Origin of the sequence: Bifidobacterium minimum, assembly GCF_000741645.1 — a bacterium.
Taxonomy (GTDB): domain Bacteria; phylum Actinomycetota; class Actinomycetes; order Actinomycetales; family Bifidobacteriaceae; genus Bifidobacterium; species Bifidobacterium minimum.
This window is the reverse complement of the sequence record NZ_JGZD01000014.1, coordinates 49,859-65,910: the sequence shown is the minus strand read 5'-3', so window position 1 is coordinate 65,910 and position 16,052 is coordinate 49,859. Positions and strand designations below refer to the sequence as shown.

The window sequence follows — 16,052 nt, the reverse complement described above, 5'->3', positions numbered from 1 at the left end:
TGAGATATCTGTCGATCCCCCACCGCATGACGGCATACGAGAGCTTGTTCCCGCCCGTTCCCAGATGCTTCTCGTTCCAATCCGATATGTACGGCCGGGTGGTCATGAACTCCATCATGCCCGGAACGACCGCCTCGCAATCCTGCGATTCGATCACATCGACCAGATGGTTGTTGGCGTCCGGATGGTATTTGACGAGGATCTCCCCCACGACGCCCACACGCGGCTTGCGCGGGATGTCGCGCAGCTCGAGGCCATCGAAGCTGGCCACGATGGCCTTCGCCAGCTGAGGATAGGTCATGTATCCGCGTCCCAGACGCCTTCTGGCCGTCGCCGAGCGGCCATGGTGCATGATCATCTCGCGCACGATCCGATCCCACATGCGGTACAGCTCGTTCGCGCTGCCCGGCGTGGCCTCGTAGGGGCGCACGCGCATCAGGCATTTGAGCAGCAGGTCGCCGATGGACAGCGCCTTGATGGCCCTGTGCAGCATTCCCGGCGTCGCCGTGAACCCGGGATTGTCCTCGATGCCCTGGGTGCTCAGCGCGATCACCGGAACCTGCGGATACCCGGCGTCGACGAGCGCCTTGCGGATCAGACCGAAATAGTTCGTCGCGCGGCACATCCCGCCCGTCTGCGTGATGGCGAGGGCGACATGGTCGGGATCGTACTTGCCCTGGACGATCGCGTCGACCAGCTGGCCGACGACGATGATGGCGGGATAGCAGGCGTCGTTGTTGACGTATTTGAGGCCGAGCTCGATGTCGTCATGTGACGCGGTGCGCATGATGTCGAACTTGTATCCGCCCGACCGAATCACCGCCTCGATAAGCGACATGTGGATGGGGCTCATCTGCGGCCCCACGATGGTGTAGTCCTTCTTCATGGACTTGCCGAAGGGGATCTTGTTCGAATACGCGGACATCGTCGCCGAGGCATGGCCCTTGCCGGACGTGGGTGCGGTCCGACCGGCCGCCCTGCGTGACGCCTCCCGCATGGACGCGGTGAGCTTGGGGTTGGCGGCCATGACGGTGTCGAGAAGCACCTGACGGCCCGGCGTGGGGGCGGCGGACCCCGTATGCCGGAATCCCGAGGACTTCGGACCAGGGTTCGCGGCGTTCTCGCGGCGAGCGCGGTTCTCCCTCTCCTCGACCGCGGCCTTGAGCGAGCGCAGCCTGATCTTCGCGGCTCCCAGATTGCTGACCTCGTCGATTTTGAGCAGCGTGTACACATCGGACTTGTCGGCCAGTATCTCGCTGACCTGATCGGTGGTGATCGCGTCGAGCCCGCAGCCGAAGGAGTTGAGCTGCACAAGCTCCAGACCGGGATACGAGGACACGAAGCTCGCCGCCGCGTACAGCCGCGAGTGGTAAGCCCACTGGTTGGTCACGCGAAGCGGCAGACGCGGGGCCTGGATCGGCAGCGCGTAGCGGAAGCCTTCGGCGTCTCGGGCGTGGGGATCCTTGTCGCTCGCGCTGAGATAGTCGCTCAGATGGAGATCGTCACCCGGCTGCAGCTCGCATATCGAATCCTCCGACAGCACGACCATGCCCAGGGAGCAGATGGTTTCGGGGATGCCGTGGTTGACCTCGGGATCGACGTGGTAGGGCCGTCCCGCCAGCACTATTCCCCGACAGTCGTGCTCCTTCATGTAGGCCAGAGCGCGCAGGCCCTCCTGCTGCACGTCATGCTTGAAAAGCGCGTCCTCGGCATAGGCGGCCTTGACGGCGCGCTGGGCCTCCTCCAGGGTGACTCCCGCCCAGGAGAACTCGTCGACGATGCGCTGGGGCATAAGGTCGTGGTTCGCCAGATTGAAGTACGGCCGCATGTAGCGCACGTCGTCGGCCCGCAGCTCGGGCATGTTGGCCCCGATGACGACCGGGTAGTTCGCCACGACCGGACAGTTGTAGTGGTTGTCGGACCCGGCGATGAGATCCTCCTCGTAGGAGACGCACGGGTAGAAGATGGTGCGCACGCCCTTGTCGAGCAGCCAGTCGATGTGCCCGTGGACGAGTTTGGCGGGATAGCAGATGTTGTCCGAGGCTATGGATTCGATGCCCCGCTCGAACAGCTCGTGGCTCGAACGGCCGGAGATCATGACCTTGAATCCGAGATTCGTCAGCAGCGTGAACCAGAAGGGATAGTTCTCGTACATGTTGAGGACGCGCGGTATCCCGATCTCGCCGCGGGTGGCCTTCTTGTCGGTGAGCCTGCGGTACCCGAAGCATCTTTTGTACTTGTAGTCGTAGAGGTTCGGCCGGTCGGAGCGCTGCCGCTTCGCGTCGCCGCCGCGCTCGCATCTGTTCCCCGTCACGTAGCGCGAGCCGTCCTGGAAGGTGGTGATGGTGAGCTTGCAGTGGTTCTGGCACAGCCTGCACACGTCACGCTCGGACGTCATGGACAGGCCGTCGAGATCCGCTCCGCCAAGAAGCGTCGATTCGGTGTGTGCCGGCCCATCGGGCGAGTCGTCGACGTAATGCATGCGCGCAGTGAGGGCCGCACCATAGGCCCCCATCAGACCCGCGATGTTGGGGCGGGTCACCTCGCGGCCGGTGAGCAGTTCGAACGCCCGTAGAACCGCGTCGTTCAGGAAAGTCCCGCCCTGGACCACGACCGTATCGCCCAGAAGATCGGCGTCGCGCAGCTTGATGACCTTGTACAGGGCGTTTCGCACGACCGAATAGCACAGTCCGGCGGCGATGTCCTCCATCGAGGCGCCCTCCTTCTGCGCCTGCTTGACGGACGAGTTCATGAACACCGTGCACCGGGACCCGAGATCCACGGGATGCGTGGAATTGAGCGCCGCCTGAGTGAACTCCTCGATGCTCATTCCCATGGACAGCGCGAAGGTCTGCAGGAACGATCCGCAGCCTGAGGAGCACGCCTCGTTGACCGCGATCGAATCGATGACCCCGTCGGCGATGGCGAGATACTTCATGTCCTGCCCGCCGATGTCGATCACCGCGGTGACGCCCGGGCTGACCATCTCCGCGCCGCGGTAGTGGGCCATGGTCTCGACGACGCCCTCATCAAGGTGGAGTCCGGTGGTGATAAGCCCCTCCCCATATCCGGTGGCGCAGCTGCGGGCGATCCACGCGGCGTCGGGGAGATCGCTCTGGATCCTTTTGACGATCTCGACCGCCGCCGACAGGGGGCTGCCGTTGTTCGTCGCATACGACGACCAGACGATGTCCCGATCATCATTGACCAACGTCGCCTTGATGGTCGTGGAGCCCGCGTCGATTCCCAGAAAGTGGGGACCGACCGCACCCTCAAGCGTTCCCACGTGCACCTGCTCGCGGCCGTGTCTGGCCGTGAAGTCGTCGCGGTCACGCTCCGTGGCGAACAGGGGCGGCATGGTCGGAGTGTCACTGGGCAGCGAGCTCAGCCGATCCAGACCCTCAAGTATCTCCCGGCAGGCCCGCGGACGCAGCTTCGTCGAGTCCTCGATCTGGGTGTCGTCGTCGGCGAGGAGGGCTGCGCCGTAGGCCACATACAGATGGGCGTTCTCCGGCGTGACGAACTCGTCCACCTTCCCCTCGAGGCGCGGGAGAACGCGGCCCGAAGCTGCGAGAGGAAGAACAGCGGCCCTCCGAGGAAGACCACGGTGCCGTGGATGGGACGGCCGGAGGCCAGACCGGCGATGGTCTGCGTCGCGACGGCGGTGAAGATCGACGCCGCCAGATCGCGCTTGTCTGCGCCGTCGTTGATCAGGGGTTGCAGATCCGTTTTGGCGAAGACGCCGCATCGCGAGGCTATGGGATAGAGGTTCGAGTAGTCGGCCGCCAGATCGTTGAGGCCGGAGGCGTCGACGTCGAGCAGCGTGGCCATCTGGTCGATGAAGGCCCCCGTTCCGCCCGCGCACGAGCCATTCATCCTCTGCTCGGGCGTGGGTTTGAGATAGGTGATCTTCGCGTCCTCGCCGCCGAGCTCGATGATGACGTCGGCCCGGGGAACCCTCTCATCGATGGCGCGGGTCTCGGCGATGACCTCCTGGACGAAGGGAAGACCGAGCTTGTCGGCCAATCCCAGGCCGCCCGACCCGGTGATCGCCACATGCAGAGGATCGTCGCCACGCCCGATTCCGGCCAGCGTCCTCTGGATGTCGCGCAGAAGATCGGCGACCGTCGCCCTGACGTTGGCGTGATGCCGGCGGTAGTCGGAGAACAGCGCGCCATCGAGGGCTCCATCGTCGTCCAGAGCCACGGCTTTGACCGTCGTCGACCCGATGTCCAACCCGACACGGATCGGTCGACCGGAGCGGCCCGTCGCCGCGTTGTGCCCTTCGCTCACCAACTCACCTCATTACCACGTCGGAACGTGAATCGTCACGTCTCCTTAATCCACGCACATCATCCTTTATGTAATGTAGTCGCGAGGCATGCCGACACGACTTTTCCGACAGCGAGATTCCCGGAATCCCGTTCCCGCCGCCGTTCCCCCCATCAGGATGCGGCGCCCTCGCCCGCACTGCGGTCCTTGCCGTAGATCTCGGGGATGAAGCGCTTCTGGTCATGCAGCTTCGGCCACACGACGACGGATCCGGCCCGCAACGAGCGCGGCACGTCGATGATGCGCTGGTTGCTCGACCCTCGGAACTGCAGAAGCGAATCATGCAGAGTGGCTATGTACCTTCCGTCCACCAGGATGTCGATCAGATCCAGCAGCTTTCTCTTGTCATCCGTCTCCCCCGGACGCATGAGTTCCTCCCAAGTGTACCCGGTCCAGCACCAGATGTCCTTGGAGTGTCCGAAGCGCTCGCGTATCCGACGTGCCAACGGCAGCAGCACGCCGGTGTTCAGCAGCGGCTCGCCGCCGAGGAACGTGATGCCCTGGACGTAGTCCAGTGACATGTCCTCCATGATCTGGCTTTCGAGGCGTTCGTCATACGGACGACCCGCCTGGAAGTCCCAGATGGAGGCGTTGTAGCAGTCCTTGCAGTGGAAGGGGCAGCCCGAGACGTACAGGGAGCAGCGGATGCCCTCGCCGTCGGTCATGAGCAGCCGCTTGTAGTCGGCGATCATGCCATGGCTCATGCGTCGGCTGCTCCACTGCCCGGCTCGGGGGTTGTTGGACAGATCGCTGGGGATGGACGGGCCGCGGCCGGTCTCCCCGGCCGCGAAGTCATGGAGGCCCATGTCCTACTTAGTCTCCTCGAACCACTCGCGGTCGGAGCCGTCACGCATGGTCACGTGTCCGGTCTCCCCCGACATGTGCTTGACCCGATGGGCGATCTCCTCATGGCGTCCATGAACCATGGGGCGCTGGACCGGATTGCCCAGATAGCCGCAGGTGCGCTTGGTCACGTTGCACTTGTCGGGATCCGAGTTGCCGCACTCCGGGCATTTGAAGCCCTCCTCGGTGGGCTCGAAGTCGCCTTCGAAACCGCACTCGAAGCAATGGTCGATGGGCGTGTTCGTGCCCAGATAGCCGATGCCGATGTTGTAGGCGTAGTCCCACACGGCCTCAAGGGCCTTGGGGTTCGACTGCAGGCAAGGGAACTCGCAGTAGTGGATGAATCCGCCGGCCGCGTAGTAGGGGAAGTCCTTCTCGTAGTTGAGCTTCTCCATCGGCGTGGGCTGAAGCCACACGGGGTAGTGGAAGGAGTTGGTGTAGAAGTCGTGGTCGGTGACGCCGGCCACCTCTCCGAACTTCTCCCGGTCCATGCGGTTGAAGCGGTCGGTGAGGCTTTCGGCCGGCGTGGAGTAGACGGAATAGTGGTAGCCCTCCGCCTTCGCCCACTGGTGGCACAGCTCGCTCATTCGGCGCACGATGGACAGCGCGAAGTCCTTGCCTTCGGGGTCCCATCCATGATCGCGCATCCAGTCCTTGCCGTAGAAGACCGACGTCGCCTCATACAGGCCGATGTATCCGAGCGACACCGTGGCGCGCTCGTTGCGGAAGAGCTGGTCGATGTTGTCGTTGGCTCCCAGACGTCCGAAGGCGCCGAAGCGGAACAGCGTGGGGGCGTTGACCGGGGTCGCCTGCTTGCACCGCATGATGCGGAACTGCAGCGCCTGATGGGCGACGGCCATGCGTTCGTCGAAGATCTTCCAGAAACGGTCCCGGTCGCCATGGGACTCCAAGGCGATGCGGGGGATGTTCACCGTGACCACGCCGAGGTTCATGCGGCCGTCCTCGACGTCCTTGCCCGTGGCGGGATCGATCCACCCCTGAAGGAAGGACCGGCATCCCATGGGGGCCTTGAACGATCCGGTGATCTTGACGATGTTCTCATAGAAGACCACGTCCGGGTACATGCGCTTGGTGGCGCACTCCAGAGCGAGCTGCTTCATGTCGTAGTTCACGTCGCCGGCGTCGGCGTTGAGACCGTGCCTGATGGTGAAGACGAGCTTGGGGAAGATCGCCGTGTGACGATCCTTGCCCAGACCGCGAATCCTGTTGAGCAGGATGGCGCGCTGGATCTCCCGGGCGAACCATGAGGTGCCCAGACCGAATCCCACGGTGACGAACGGCGTCTGTCCGTTGGACACCCGGTTGGAGTTGATCTGGTATTCCATCGTCTGCATCGCGTCGTAGATGGCCTTGCGGGTCATGATCTTGGCGTAGACCTCACGCAGCCGCTCCATCTCCGAGGCGTTCTCGTCGAAGGGGGTGTCCATCGGCAGCGGCTCGCGGTTCTCGAAGTGCAGGCCTTCCGGCTCCTGGGCCTTGAGCCCATTGACCATGTCACGCACGGCCCCGATGGGCATGGAATCGGGGATCATGGCCTGGGCCATATGCAGATGCTTCTCGTAGTCGAGCCGGGCGTAGGGCTCAAGCATCTCATCGGCTCGGTTGACCGTCTGGCCGCCGTACTGGGCTCCGGCGATGTCCTTGATGATCTGGGTGATCTGGGTCGCCGCGGTTCCGATGGACTTGGGCGAATCCATCATCGCGTTGCCCAGCGCGAAGCCGTGGGCGAGCATATCGCCGAAATCGGGCAGCGAGCAGTTGCTCATGGCGGTGAACGGCGAGTAGTCCGCGTCATGGAAGTGGATGTCGCCCTTCATATGGGCGTTCGACACGGCGTCGGGAAGCATGGAGAACGCGGAGGCCTTGGACACCGCGCCTGCGAGAAGATCGCGCTGCGTGGCGTAGACGTTGGAGTCCTTGTTGGCGTTCTCGCGCACCAGGCTCTCATCCCTGTTGACCAGACGGCTCACCGCCTCGTTGATATCGGTCGCCTTGGCGCGCTCGATGTCCTTGTTCAGGCGGTACGCGGTGTAGCTGCGCGCCACGTCGTACAGGTGGCTCTCGATCAGGCCGTGCTCGACGAGGTTCTGGATGTCCTCGATCTTCGCCGGACCGTTGTATCGATCCCTGATCTCGCCCTCCACCTGGGCGGCGAGCTCCCGGATGAGCTGCTCCTCCTGCGGGCCGATATGCTTGTCGAGATCGACGAACGCCGACTTCACGGCGGCGATGATGTTGATGGGATCGAAGTCGACCACACGCCCATCGCGCTTCTCCACGAGGACCTTCTTCACTGCGGTCACCACGTTGACATCGTCCATCATCTGCGTGTCCATTGTCCACATCCCTTCACACCGGAAACCTCTCCGCGCTCGAACCTGACGGAATCATCGAAAGCGGATCGACGCACGCCAAACTACATGCACGTAAGTCGTTACACAACAGCACTATACGCCGATATCTAGTGCCAGTCCATACGCTCAGACACCAGATATAGGGATAATCGCGGTATTCAGCCGAATCCGATGACGAACGGCGTCGGTCGAGGCGTGTCGCCCACGAGCCCCTTGGAAGACACGACGACGCCATGGCGTCATGCGTCGACGGCATGGGTCCCGACCCCGTCAATGTCCCTCGCCCGCGGGACTCTGGAGGCATGACTGTCGCATCAGACCTTCCCCCGTCGGGAGCCTTTTCCGGGCAGGGCGGAGCCCCCGCGCCGACGAATACGGCGACCGCTCCGGCACGTCCCATGGAGCTTCCTCGACTCGCCCGGGACACCACGGCGGACAACCCCTGGCCGGTGAGCGTGCTCAGCCGCAAATACCACGACGCCGTGGAACGATGGCCGCAGGCCTGGGTGCGCGGGCAGATCATGGAGATCAACATGCGCCGCTCCACCTCGGGCTACATCACCCTGCGCGACGACACCGAGGAGATATCCCTTCCCGTCATGGGATTCCGCGACTTCGTGGCCAAGGCCCGCAACTTCCGTCAGGGGGATCGCGTCGTGGTCCACGGCCGTGCCGACGTGTGGATGAAGGCCACCAGACTCAGCTTCGTCGCCGACGACATCCGCCGTCTCGGCACCGGAGATCTCAAGGAGATGATCGACGCCCTGCGCAGAAAGCTCAAGGGCGAGGGGCTTTTCGACGCGGACCGCAAGGTCCCCATCCCCGAGTTCCCCCACCGCATCGGCCTCATCTGCGCGCCACAGGCCCGGGCCGAAGGGGACGTCATCACGAACGTGAACCTCCGGTGGCCCGCCGTGGACTTCCGCGTCATCCACGCGCACGTGCAGGGCGCGCAATGCCCTCCCGACGTCATCGCGGCGATCAGGGCCCTTGACGCCGATCCCGGCGTCGACGTCATCATCGTGGCAAGGGGAGGCGGAAGCTTCGAGGATCTCATCGGCTTCTCGGACGAGGGCGTCGTCCGGGCCGCCGCCCAATGCTCCACCCCCCTCATCTCCGCCATCGGCCACGAGGACGACTGGACGCTCATCGATCTGGCCGCCGACCTTCGCGCCTCCACGCCCACGGACGCCGCGAAGAAGGTCGTCCCCGACGTGCGCGAGCAATGGCAACTCATCGCCAGCGCCCTCGGACAGATCCGGCTGCGCACCGAATCGCTGCTGGCCAACGAGACGCGCCTCATCGAGGGCTACGCCAACCGCCCGAGCCTGACACGGCCATGGACCATGCTCGAGCCCCATCAGCGCTTCGTCGACGACGCCCGCAGGCGCATGACGTACGGGATGACCCAGATAGCGGACGACGCGTCCATGACGATAGACCGGCTCCACGCCTCGTTGACCGCGCTCAGCCCCCAGTCCACCCTCAACCGCGGCTATGCGGTGGTCCAGACGTCATCAGGACATGTGCTCGACGACGCCTCGTCCACATCCCCCGGCGACGCCATCACCATCACGCTGAAGAGGGGCGCGCTGGGCGCCGTGGTCGAGAGAGTCTCCCCTGCGACGAACGTCCCGGACGCCGCGTCATAGGCACGTCGCGTCATAGGCACGCCGCGTCATAGGCACATCGCGTCATAGGCGCGCCGCACGCGATCGCGTGGGATCCCCACAAGCCGATGCCCACAACCACATATCCATAGCCACATATCCATAGCATCCCCGCGTCCATAGCATCCAGCGTCCACCAATGTCAGAAAGGCACACAACCATGAGCGAGCAAACGACGACGACCACGACGAACGACGACGACAACACCAACGCCACGGCCACGAACGCTGTCAAGGGCGACCCGTCGACCACGGCCGTCCCCCCGTCGGGCATCACGGACGAGGAAAGATCGGCCATCGCCTCCATGTCCTACGAGGAGGCCCGCGACCGTCTCATCCGTGTGGTCCAGGCATTGGAGGCCGGCGGGCTCAACCTCGACCAATCCATGAGACAGTGGGAGCTGGGAGAAGCGCTCGCGAACCGCGCCCAGGCGCTGCTCGACCAGGTGCGATCGAAACTCGACGCCGCCCAGGCCCAGCAGCAGTCCACCGCCGACACGGCCGGAACCCAATCGAATCTGGACTGACGTCGATCCAGGTCGGCGTCAGTCCGTACTGACGGCAATCCGGACTGACGCCGCACGACAAACGACGAATCCGGACTGACGCCAGATGCGACGCGGGAGACGGCGGAAACGGCGCGGAACCAGACGAACTAGGACTGCGCCCCTATCTGCACCGTCGCCACAAGGCCCTTGTGGTCGGATCCGGGAATGCTCACCACCGACACCTGTCCCGTGACGATGCCCTTGTCGACGACGACATGATCGATGCCGCTGAAGGACGGAACCCATTGACGATCCGCGGGCCAGGTGAAGGTGAAGCCGTGACCCGACTCATATGCGGCGTCCGAGAAACGGGATCCGAGGACGTCGCGGAACGGCGAATGGTCGATGGTCGAATTGAAGTCGCCCATAAGGATGTACCGTCCGGTCTTCGATCCCAGACGGGCGACGTCCTCGAGACTCGTCCTCCACATATCCCAGCGTCCCGGTTTGGGCGACGTCGTATGCACGGACACGAAGCGGACCGACCTGCCACCCGCGAACGCCACCGTCCCCGCGGGCATGAACGACGACAGGGAATCGACCTCGTCGTCCACGGGGTTCTTCAACGACGTGGCCGACCATAGACCATTGCCGTACTTCCCGTCGGCCGAGGAAACCACCGAATAGGGCAGATAGCTTTCGATTCCCGCCTTCTTCAGGGCCTTCACGAACGCCGGCGTGGTCTCCTGCAGGGCCAGGACCTCCACGCGCTGATCGCGGACGATGTCCACGATGGATTCAGCGTCGGCACGACCTTTGTACACATTGGCCGTCATCACCCTGGCGGCATCGTCATCGGTGTTGACGCTCGACCCTCCCACCGCCTGCACCGTCGACGCCGACAGGGACACGGACTGATGGATGAAGGGATACTGCCAGTATCCCTGAACGACCACGCAGCACAGCGCGACAAGCGCGACGAACCACCGTTGGGAGATCAGCGCGAGGATAAGACCGATCAGCCCCACCACAACGAACCACGGAGCCACCGACACGACGACGGGAACATACGGCAGGGATTGGATCGACGCCGGAAGAGCCCTCGCGACCGCCACCAGAAGGGACGCCAGCGTCGCGAGACCCGCGAAGACGCCAAGAACGCGATGACGACGACCCGACGATGCAACCGACATGGCAACCTCCCGTGACCCACTGCCGACCACCATAGCCTTCCCGATCAGCGACCCCGTCCGATCATGACGAATCCCCCCGATTCCCGCACGAGCGGAACGGGGGACGGATGCGCTCCAGACGGGCGCAGCGACGTCGAGGCGGCAGGCGTCCTCGTTCCCGCTCATCACGCCCACCCATCGGATGCGGTTCCGTTCGATCAGCGTCGCCAGTCCTAAGACCGCGGTGCTGCGGTCGGCTGGCCCGGAGTCGATGACGGCGCTGGGCCGACACAGTGTTCCCACCAGCACTCCCGCGTGTACAATGGACAACCGTTGCCCGGGTAGCTCAGGGGATAGAGCACCGCTCTCCTAAAGCGGGTGTCGTGCGTTCGAATCGCATCTCGGGCACTGCGGAGGGTCCTGAAATCCCTTTCAGGGCCCGAATCGTACGGCGGGCGCTCAATCCGCCGGAATGCCGCATATCCGTACTCATCCATACGCCGCCAGCCACGCATAATCGTCTACATCAAAACGCGAATTCTGTTGCCTTTTTCTTCTTGCGGAGAACAGACGGAAATCGCGACCTGTATTCACTTATCGTGTTCGTGAAGGAAATAAATATATGGAAACATAAGGAAATATCGTTTGCCGAAGAGGCATCCGGCACGGAAGCCGCATCCGCGCGGGCCGCAACGACCCTCTTGCGCGGACATGGCCACCGACGCGCCGGACGTCCGACGCAAACCACGAAAGAGGGGTCATCATGGGCTGGATTTGGACACTGATCGTCGGAGCCATCATCGGCGCGATCGCCGGCGCGATCACCAGCAAGGGGGCGTCCATGGGCTGGATCGCCAACATCCTCGCGGGTCTGGTCGGATCATCGGTGGGACAGGCGCTTCTGGGAAGCTGGGGACCGCATCTCGCCGGAATGGCGCTCATCCCCTCGATCCTCGGAGCCGTGATCGTCGTTCTGGTCGTCTCCTTCGTCATGACGAAAATTTCGAAGTAAAGCGTCGAAATGACGCCGCCGCACCTGCGGCGTGACATCACCGAACCCGGAGCGGACACCATCATCGGTTCCGCCCGGGTCTTCTCATGCCCACGAGCGGGATGCGCATGGACGCACGAAGACAGAAGCCGGAACCGCATGCGCCTACCCACGTTCACTACGCGGCGCGAGGAATACGCCAGGGAAGTATTGACCCCACGCCGCCAATCACCGTAGTCTGACTGAGGCCATGCGGCTGACCCGAGAACGTCAGCCGCGATGCACGGACGATGAATGGAACGTGGAATCCCCATGATCGACAAGAATCTTTTCCGCCTCCCCGGAGCCGACCCGCGCGGCTCCCTGATGATCGCGATCCTAGGGACGCTGTGCGCCCTGATCGACTCATTGGCGGCGGTTATCGCGATTCTCACCGTGGCGCGCGCGGTCGGCTGGACCCCGGAGAACCTGTCCGGCGGCTCCGCATGGGGAGCCATATCGGCGACGCCGACCCGGGCCGCCGTCGCACTGCTCGTTCTGACGTCGGTCCGCATCATCCTGAGACATCTGTCCAACCGCAAGGCCGGAGCGATGACGCGGCACATGGGCGAGGCCCTCGCATCCGACCTCTATCTCTCTCTTTTCGACTCCGCGGCCATCGGCGAAAGGGACGAAGGGCGAAACCCCGGTTCCACGCCTCACCAGAGCCTGTCCCTGCTGGCCACCGAAGGCGTGGGTTCGGTGAGCACCTACTTCACGGTGTTCCTCCCCACCCTCATCCAGACGCTTCTCATGACCCTCGCCGCCCTCATCGTTCTCGGACCGGTGAACCTCGCCGGCGCCGGAATCATCGTCGTGGGGATGATCATCATGCCGCTCGCCGCCAACATGACGCGCGAGAAGGACATCCGCACGCAGATCGCCCACCTTCAGCGCTACGACAAGGTCGGCGTCCACTTCGAGCAGGCGCTGCGGGGATTGGACACCCTGAAGATCTTCGACGCGGACGGTCGCGAGGCCACCAGACTGCGCAAGGATTCCGAAGGATTCCGCAAGGCCACGATGCGTCTTCTGGGAGGGCAGCTGAGCAGCCTCATCGGCGCGGACACGGCCATCTACCTCTCCGTCATTGTCGCGACCGTGGTGACGGCCCTCATGTCGCGCCCGGATCCCTTCGGCTGGATCGCCGCCATCATCATGGCCGCGACCGGCGTGCGTCTGTTCGTCCCCGGCCGGCAGCTCGTGTATCTGATCCATTCGGGAACCGTCGCCCTCAAACAGGGGCGCGCGATTATGAAGGCCCGGGAGATGCGCGACGGCACCGTCAGGAATGACGGCATATCCAAAGATGACGACGCAACCAAGGCCGACGAGACAACCAATGCCGACGGTACCGCCAAAGATGACCGCACGGCCAAAGCCGACGACGTGAGGACGGCATCACCGCCGACCGGGACAACGGGCTCGCACCGAACCGCGGTGACGGCACCCACGGGCCCGATCACCATCACCGCCGACGACCTGTCGCTGACCTATCCCCAGGGGCCGACCGCACTGCGGAACGTAAGCCTTTCCCTTCCGGCGACGGGCCACATCGCCATCGTGGGGGCCTCGGGATCCGGGAAAAGCACGTTGGGGGACATTCTGTCGGGGCGCCTGAACGGCTATCAGGGATCTCTGACCGCCAACGGGATCGAGCTGCGCGACCTTTCCCCCGAATGGTTCATCGACAACGTGGCCATCGTCAGAGGAACCGACCAGCTGTTCGCCGGCAGCTTCCGATCCAATCTTGATCCCACGGACACGCCCATCGAGGACGCCGCGCTTCTGGCGGCCCTGTCCCGGGTCGATCTGGCCACGATGGTGATGGAACGCGGCGGACTCGACGCCCCGGTGGAATATGGGGGATCGAATCTATCGGGAGGACAGCGGCAGCGTCTTTGCCTGGCCCGGGAGCTGCTCCGCCGCACTCCCATGCTCATCCTCGACGAAGCCACCAGCGCCGTCGACCGGGTCCATGACGACGCGATCGCCGACGTCACCCATCACATGGCCGCGCACCGGCTCGTCATATCGATCGCGCATCGACTGCGCTCGGTGAGGAACGCGGACATCGTCCTCGTCATGGACCACGGTGAGCTCGTCCAGCGAGGGACCTTCGACGAATTGATCAGCGCGCCCGGCCCCTTCGCCCCCCAGTGGCAGGAGCAGAACCGCATGGAATCCATCAAGGGAAAGGTCCAGGCATGAGCGAGCACGCACGGTCCGGCGCACGACCCCAGACCACGGCGACCCCGCAACCGGCCGACGGTGAGATCAACGGCATCAACGGCATCAACGGCATCAACGGTCAGTATCCCCCATCGGTTGACGGGCGGACGACGACGGCCCGACGGATGACGACCATAACCGTGATGACGCGCATGGCCCGACAGATGCTCCCATTGCTCGGGGTGGAGGTCAAGGCCATCATCGCGGGAACATCAGGCCATCTATCCGCCGTATGGAGCATCATGCTGGCCACCGCGGGAATCATCGGCATCTTCCGGGGAGCCCCCGCGGGCCTTTGGGCGACGGCGATCATCGTGGCGATCATCCTCTCGCTGCTCCGCGGTCCCCTCGCCTATGGCGAGCAGCTGTTCAACCATCAGATGGCCTTCAGCGTTCTGCGCGACATCCGCACGGACGTCTTCGACACCATGAGATCCCTGGCCCCCGCGAAGCTCCGGCGACAAGGCCGCGGCAACCTCATCACCGTGCTCACGCAGGACATCGAGCTCCTCGAAATCTTCTACGCGCACACGCTGTCCCCACTCATGATCGCGGCCATCACGACCATGGTGAACTCCATCGTGTTCGCCTTCATATCGCCATGGCTGGGACTGGTGGCGGTCATCACCTATCTGCTTCTCATCGTCGAGGTCCCGCTGATCACCGCGCGTCCCACCTACCGCGCGGCGGCCGATGAACGCGACGCCACCGGCGAGCTCCATTCCCTGATCCTCGAATCGCTTGACGGCCGCGAGCAGCTGGTCGGCATGGGTGCGGCCGCGCGGACGCGCTCCCGTCTCATCTCGGCCACCCGGGCCATGCTGTCGGCGCGATCCCGCAACGGCGTGGCCCGGGGATGGAACGACGTCATCACCGAGACCATCCCGCTGCTGGGACTGACGGTGTTCATGGCGACGGCCGCATGGCTGGCGGGAACGGCGGGATTGGACGCATCGTCGGCGCTGGTGGCGACGGCCGGCTTCACCGCATCGTTCCCTGCCATGATGTCGGTCGCCCGCCTCGGAGCCGGCTTGCAGCCCACTCTGGCATCGGCCCGCCGCGTGTTCGCGCTTTTCGACGAGGAGCCCGCCGTCCACGAGAACACCGATGGCCATGAGCCCCGGTCCTTCTCATCCCTGGAGACCTCGCACCTTCGCTTCGGGTATGACGAGGGGCACGATGGGGACGCGCCCGCGGAGAACACGCCCACAAGGGATGCGCCCGCAGGAACCTCACCCGCGCAAACCTCACCCGTCCTGCGGGACGTCAACCTCACCATCGCTCCCGGCGAGGTGGTCGCGATCGAAGGTCCGAACGGCTCCGGAAAGTCCACGCTGATCGATCTGCTGATGCGTTTCCGCGAGCGCACGGGAGGGGACATCGCCGTCAACGGCCTGCCGATCGAGACCATCCGCACCCGGTCCCTGCGCTCCATCGAGACCATGATCAGTCAGGATACGTTCATCTTCGACGACACGGTGGCGCGCAACATCGCCATCGCGCGGCCGGACGCGAGTCGGAAGGACATCGAGGACGCCGCCCATGACGCGCATCTCGACGAGGTCCTCGACCAGCTTCCCGGCGGTCTCGACCATCGGCTCACGCGCAATGGATCCGAGCTGTCGGAAGGACAGCGCCAACGCGTCGCCGTGGCCCGCGCGTTCCTCAGCGACGCCGGCATGATGCTCCTCGACGAGCCCACAAGCAATATGGACGCCCTTCTCGAGGGACGGATCATCGACGCGCTGATGTCCCATCAGGAGGGCCGCTCGTACCTCATCGTCAACCACCGCGATGCGGTCCTCGCACGCGCGCACCGCATTCTCACGATGCACGATGGAACGCTGACGGAAAGAACCAACGGCACGGCAGACGGGAAAGAGCGATGAGCGGCTCCGAATCAACCGAACC

General features: G+C 64.2%; 8 protein-coding genes, 1 tRNA gene and 1 pseudogene. 6 read left to right on the top strand and 4 right to left on the bottom strand.

The window, feature by feature from the left end:
- Positions 1–33: 33 nt before the first annotated feature.
- The 3 genes and pseudogenes from BMIN_RS07745 to nrdD form a co-directional block, all read right to left on the bottom strand.
- Positions 34–4,293, bottom strand: a pseudogene (locus BMIN_RS07745) (acyl-CoA dehydratase activase-related protein); the annotation flags it as partial.
- Positions 4,294–4,445: 152 nt separating this feature from the next.
- Complete coding sequence (gene nrdG, locus BMIN_RS07740) at positions 4,446–5,138, bottom strand: anaerobic ribonucleoside-triphosphate reductase activating protein (RefSeq protein WP_022861624.1); 693 nt, start codon at positions 5,136–5,138, stop codon at positions 4,446–4,448.
- A gap of 3 nt (positions 5,139–5,141) precedes the next feature.
- Positions 5,142–7,532, bottom strand: coding sequence for an anaerobic ribonucleoside-triphosphate reductase (nrdD, locus tag BMIN_RS07735; protein WP_022861625.1), 2,391 nt, complete (start codon positions 7,530–7,532; stop codon positions 5,142–5,144).
- 320 nt (positions 7,533–7,852) lie between these two features.
- Between nrdD and xseA the strand changes: the two genes are divergently transcribed.
- Entirely contained in the window at positions 7,853–9,202 is a 1,350-nt protein-coding gene (gene xseA, locus BMIN_RS07730) for an exodeoxyribonuclease VII large subunit (protein WP_051126438.1), read from the top strand.
- 289 nt (positions 9,203–9,491) lie between these two features.
- A complete protein-coding gene (locus BMIN_RS07725; RefSeq protein WP_026647587.1) occupies positions 9,492–9,746 on the top strand; it encodes an exodeoxyribonuclease VII small subunit in 255 nt (84 codons plus the stop codon).
- Positions 9,747–9,874: 128 nt separating this feature from the next.
- Here the strand turns inward: BMIN_RS07725 and BMIN_RS07720 are convergent, their stop codons facing one another.
- Positions 9,875–11,182, bottom strand: a complete 1,308-nt coding sequence (locus tag BMIN_RS07720) for an endonuclease/exonuclease/phosphatase family protein (RefSeq protein ID WP_238565647.1) — start codon at positions 11,180–11,182, stop codon at positions 9,875–9,877.
- A gap of 32 nt (positions 11,183–11,214) precedes the next feature.
- On the opposite strand from BMIN_RS07720, the gene BMIN_RS07715 reads away from it, so the two are divergent.
- The 4 genes from BMIN_RS07715 (at position 11,215) to BMIN_RS08135 (ending at position 16,030) form a co-directional block, all read left to right on the top strand.
- Positions 11,215–11,287: transfer RNA gene (locus BMIN_RS07715), tRNA-Arg, on the top strand.
- Between the two features lie 355 nt (positions 11,288–11,642).
- Entirely contained in the window at positions 11,643–11,891 is a 249-nt protein-coding gene (locus tag BMIN_RS07710) for a GlsB/YeaQ/YmgE family stress response membrane protein (protein WP_022861629.1), read from the top strand.
- Between the two features lie 291 nt (positions 11,892–12,182).
- Positions 12,183–14,120 (top strand): ATP-binding cassette domain-containing protein, encoded by a 1,938-nt coding sequence (locus BMIN_RS08140; protein WP_051126424.1) that lies wholly within the window; start codon positions 12,183–12,185, stop codon positions 14,118–14,120.
- Entirely contained in the window at positions 14,117–16,030 is a 1,914-nt protein-coding gene (locus BMIN_RS08135; RefSeq protein WP_051126427.1) for an amino acid ABC transporter ATP-binding/permease protein, read from the top strand. Before BMIN_RS08140 ends, BMIN_RS08135 begins: the two co-directional genes overlap by 4 nt.
- Positions 16,031–16,052: the final 22 nt, after the last annotated feature.

Coding starts and splice junctions, on each gene's coding strand:
- nrdG (WP_022861624.1), bottom strand. CDS start 5,138: ATGGGCCTCCATGACTTCGCGGCCGGGGAGACCGGCCGCGGCCCGTCC.
- nrdD (WP_022861625.1), bottom strand. CDS start 7,532: ATGGACACGCAGATGATGGACGATGTCAACGTGGTGACCGCAGTGAAG.
- xseA (WP_051126438.1), top strand. CDS start 7,853: ATGACTGTCGCATCAGACCTTCCCCCGTCGGGAGCCTTTTCCGGGCAG.
- BMIN_RS07710 (WP_022861629.1), top strand. CDS start 11,643: ATGGGCTGGATTTGGACACTGATCGTCGGAGCCATCATCGGCGCGATC.
- BMIN_RS08140 (WP_051126424.1), top strand. CDS start 12,183: ATGATCGACAAGAATCTTTTCCGCCTCCCCGGAGCCGACCCGCGCGGC.
- BMIN_RS08135 (WP_051126427.1), top strand. CDS start 14,117: ATGAGCGAGCACGCACGGTCCGGCGCACGACCCCAGACCACGGCGACC.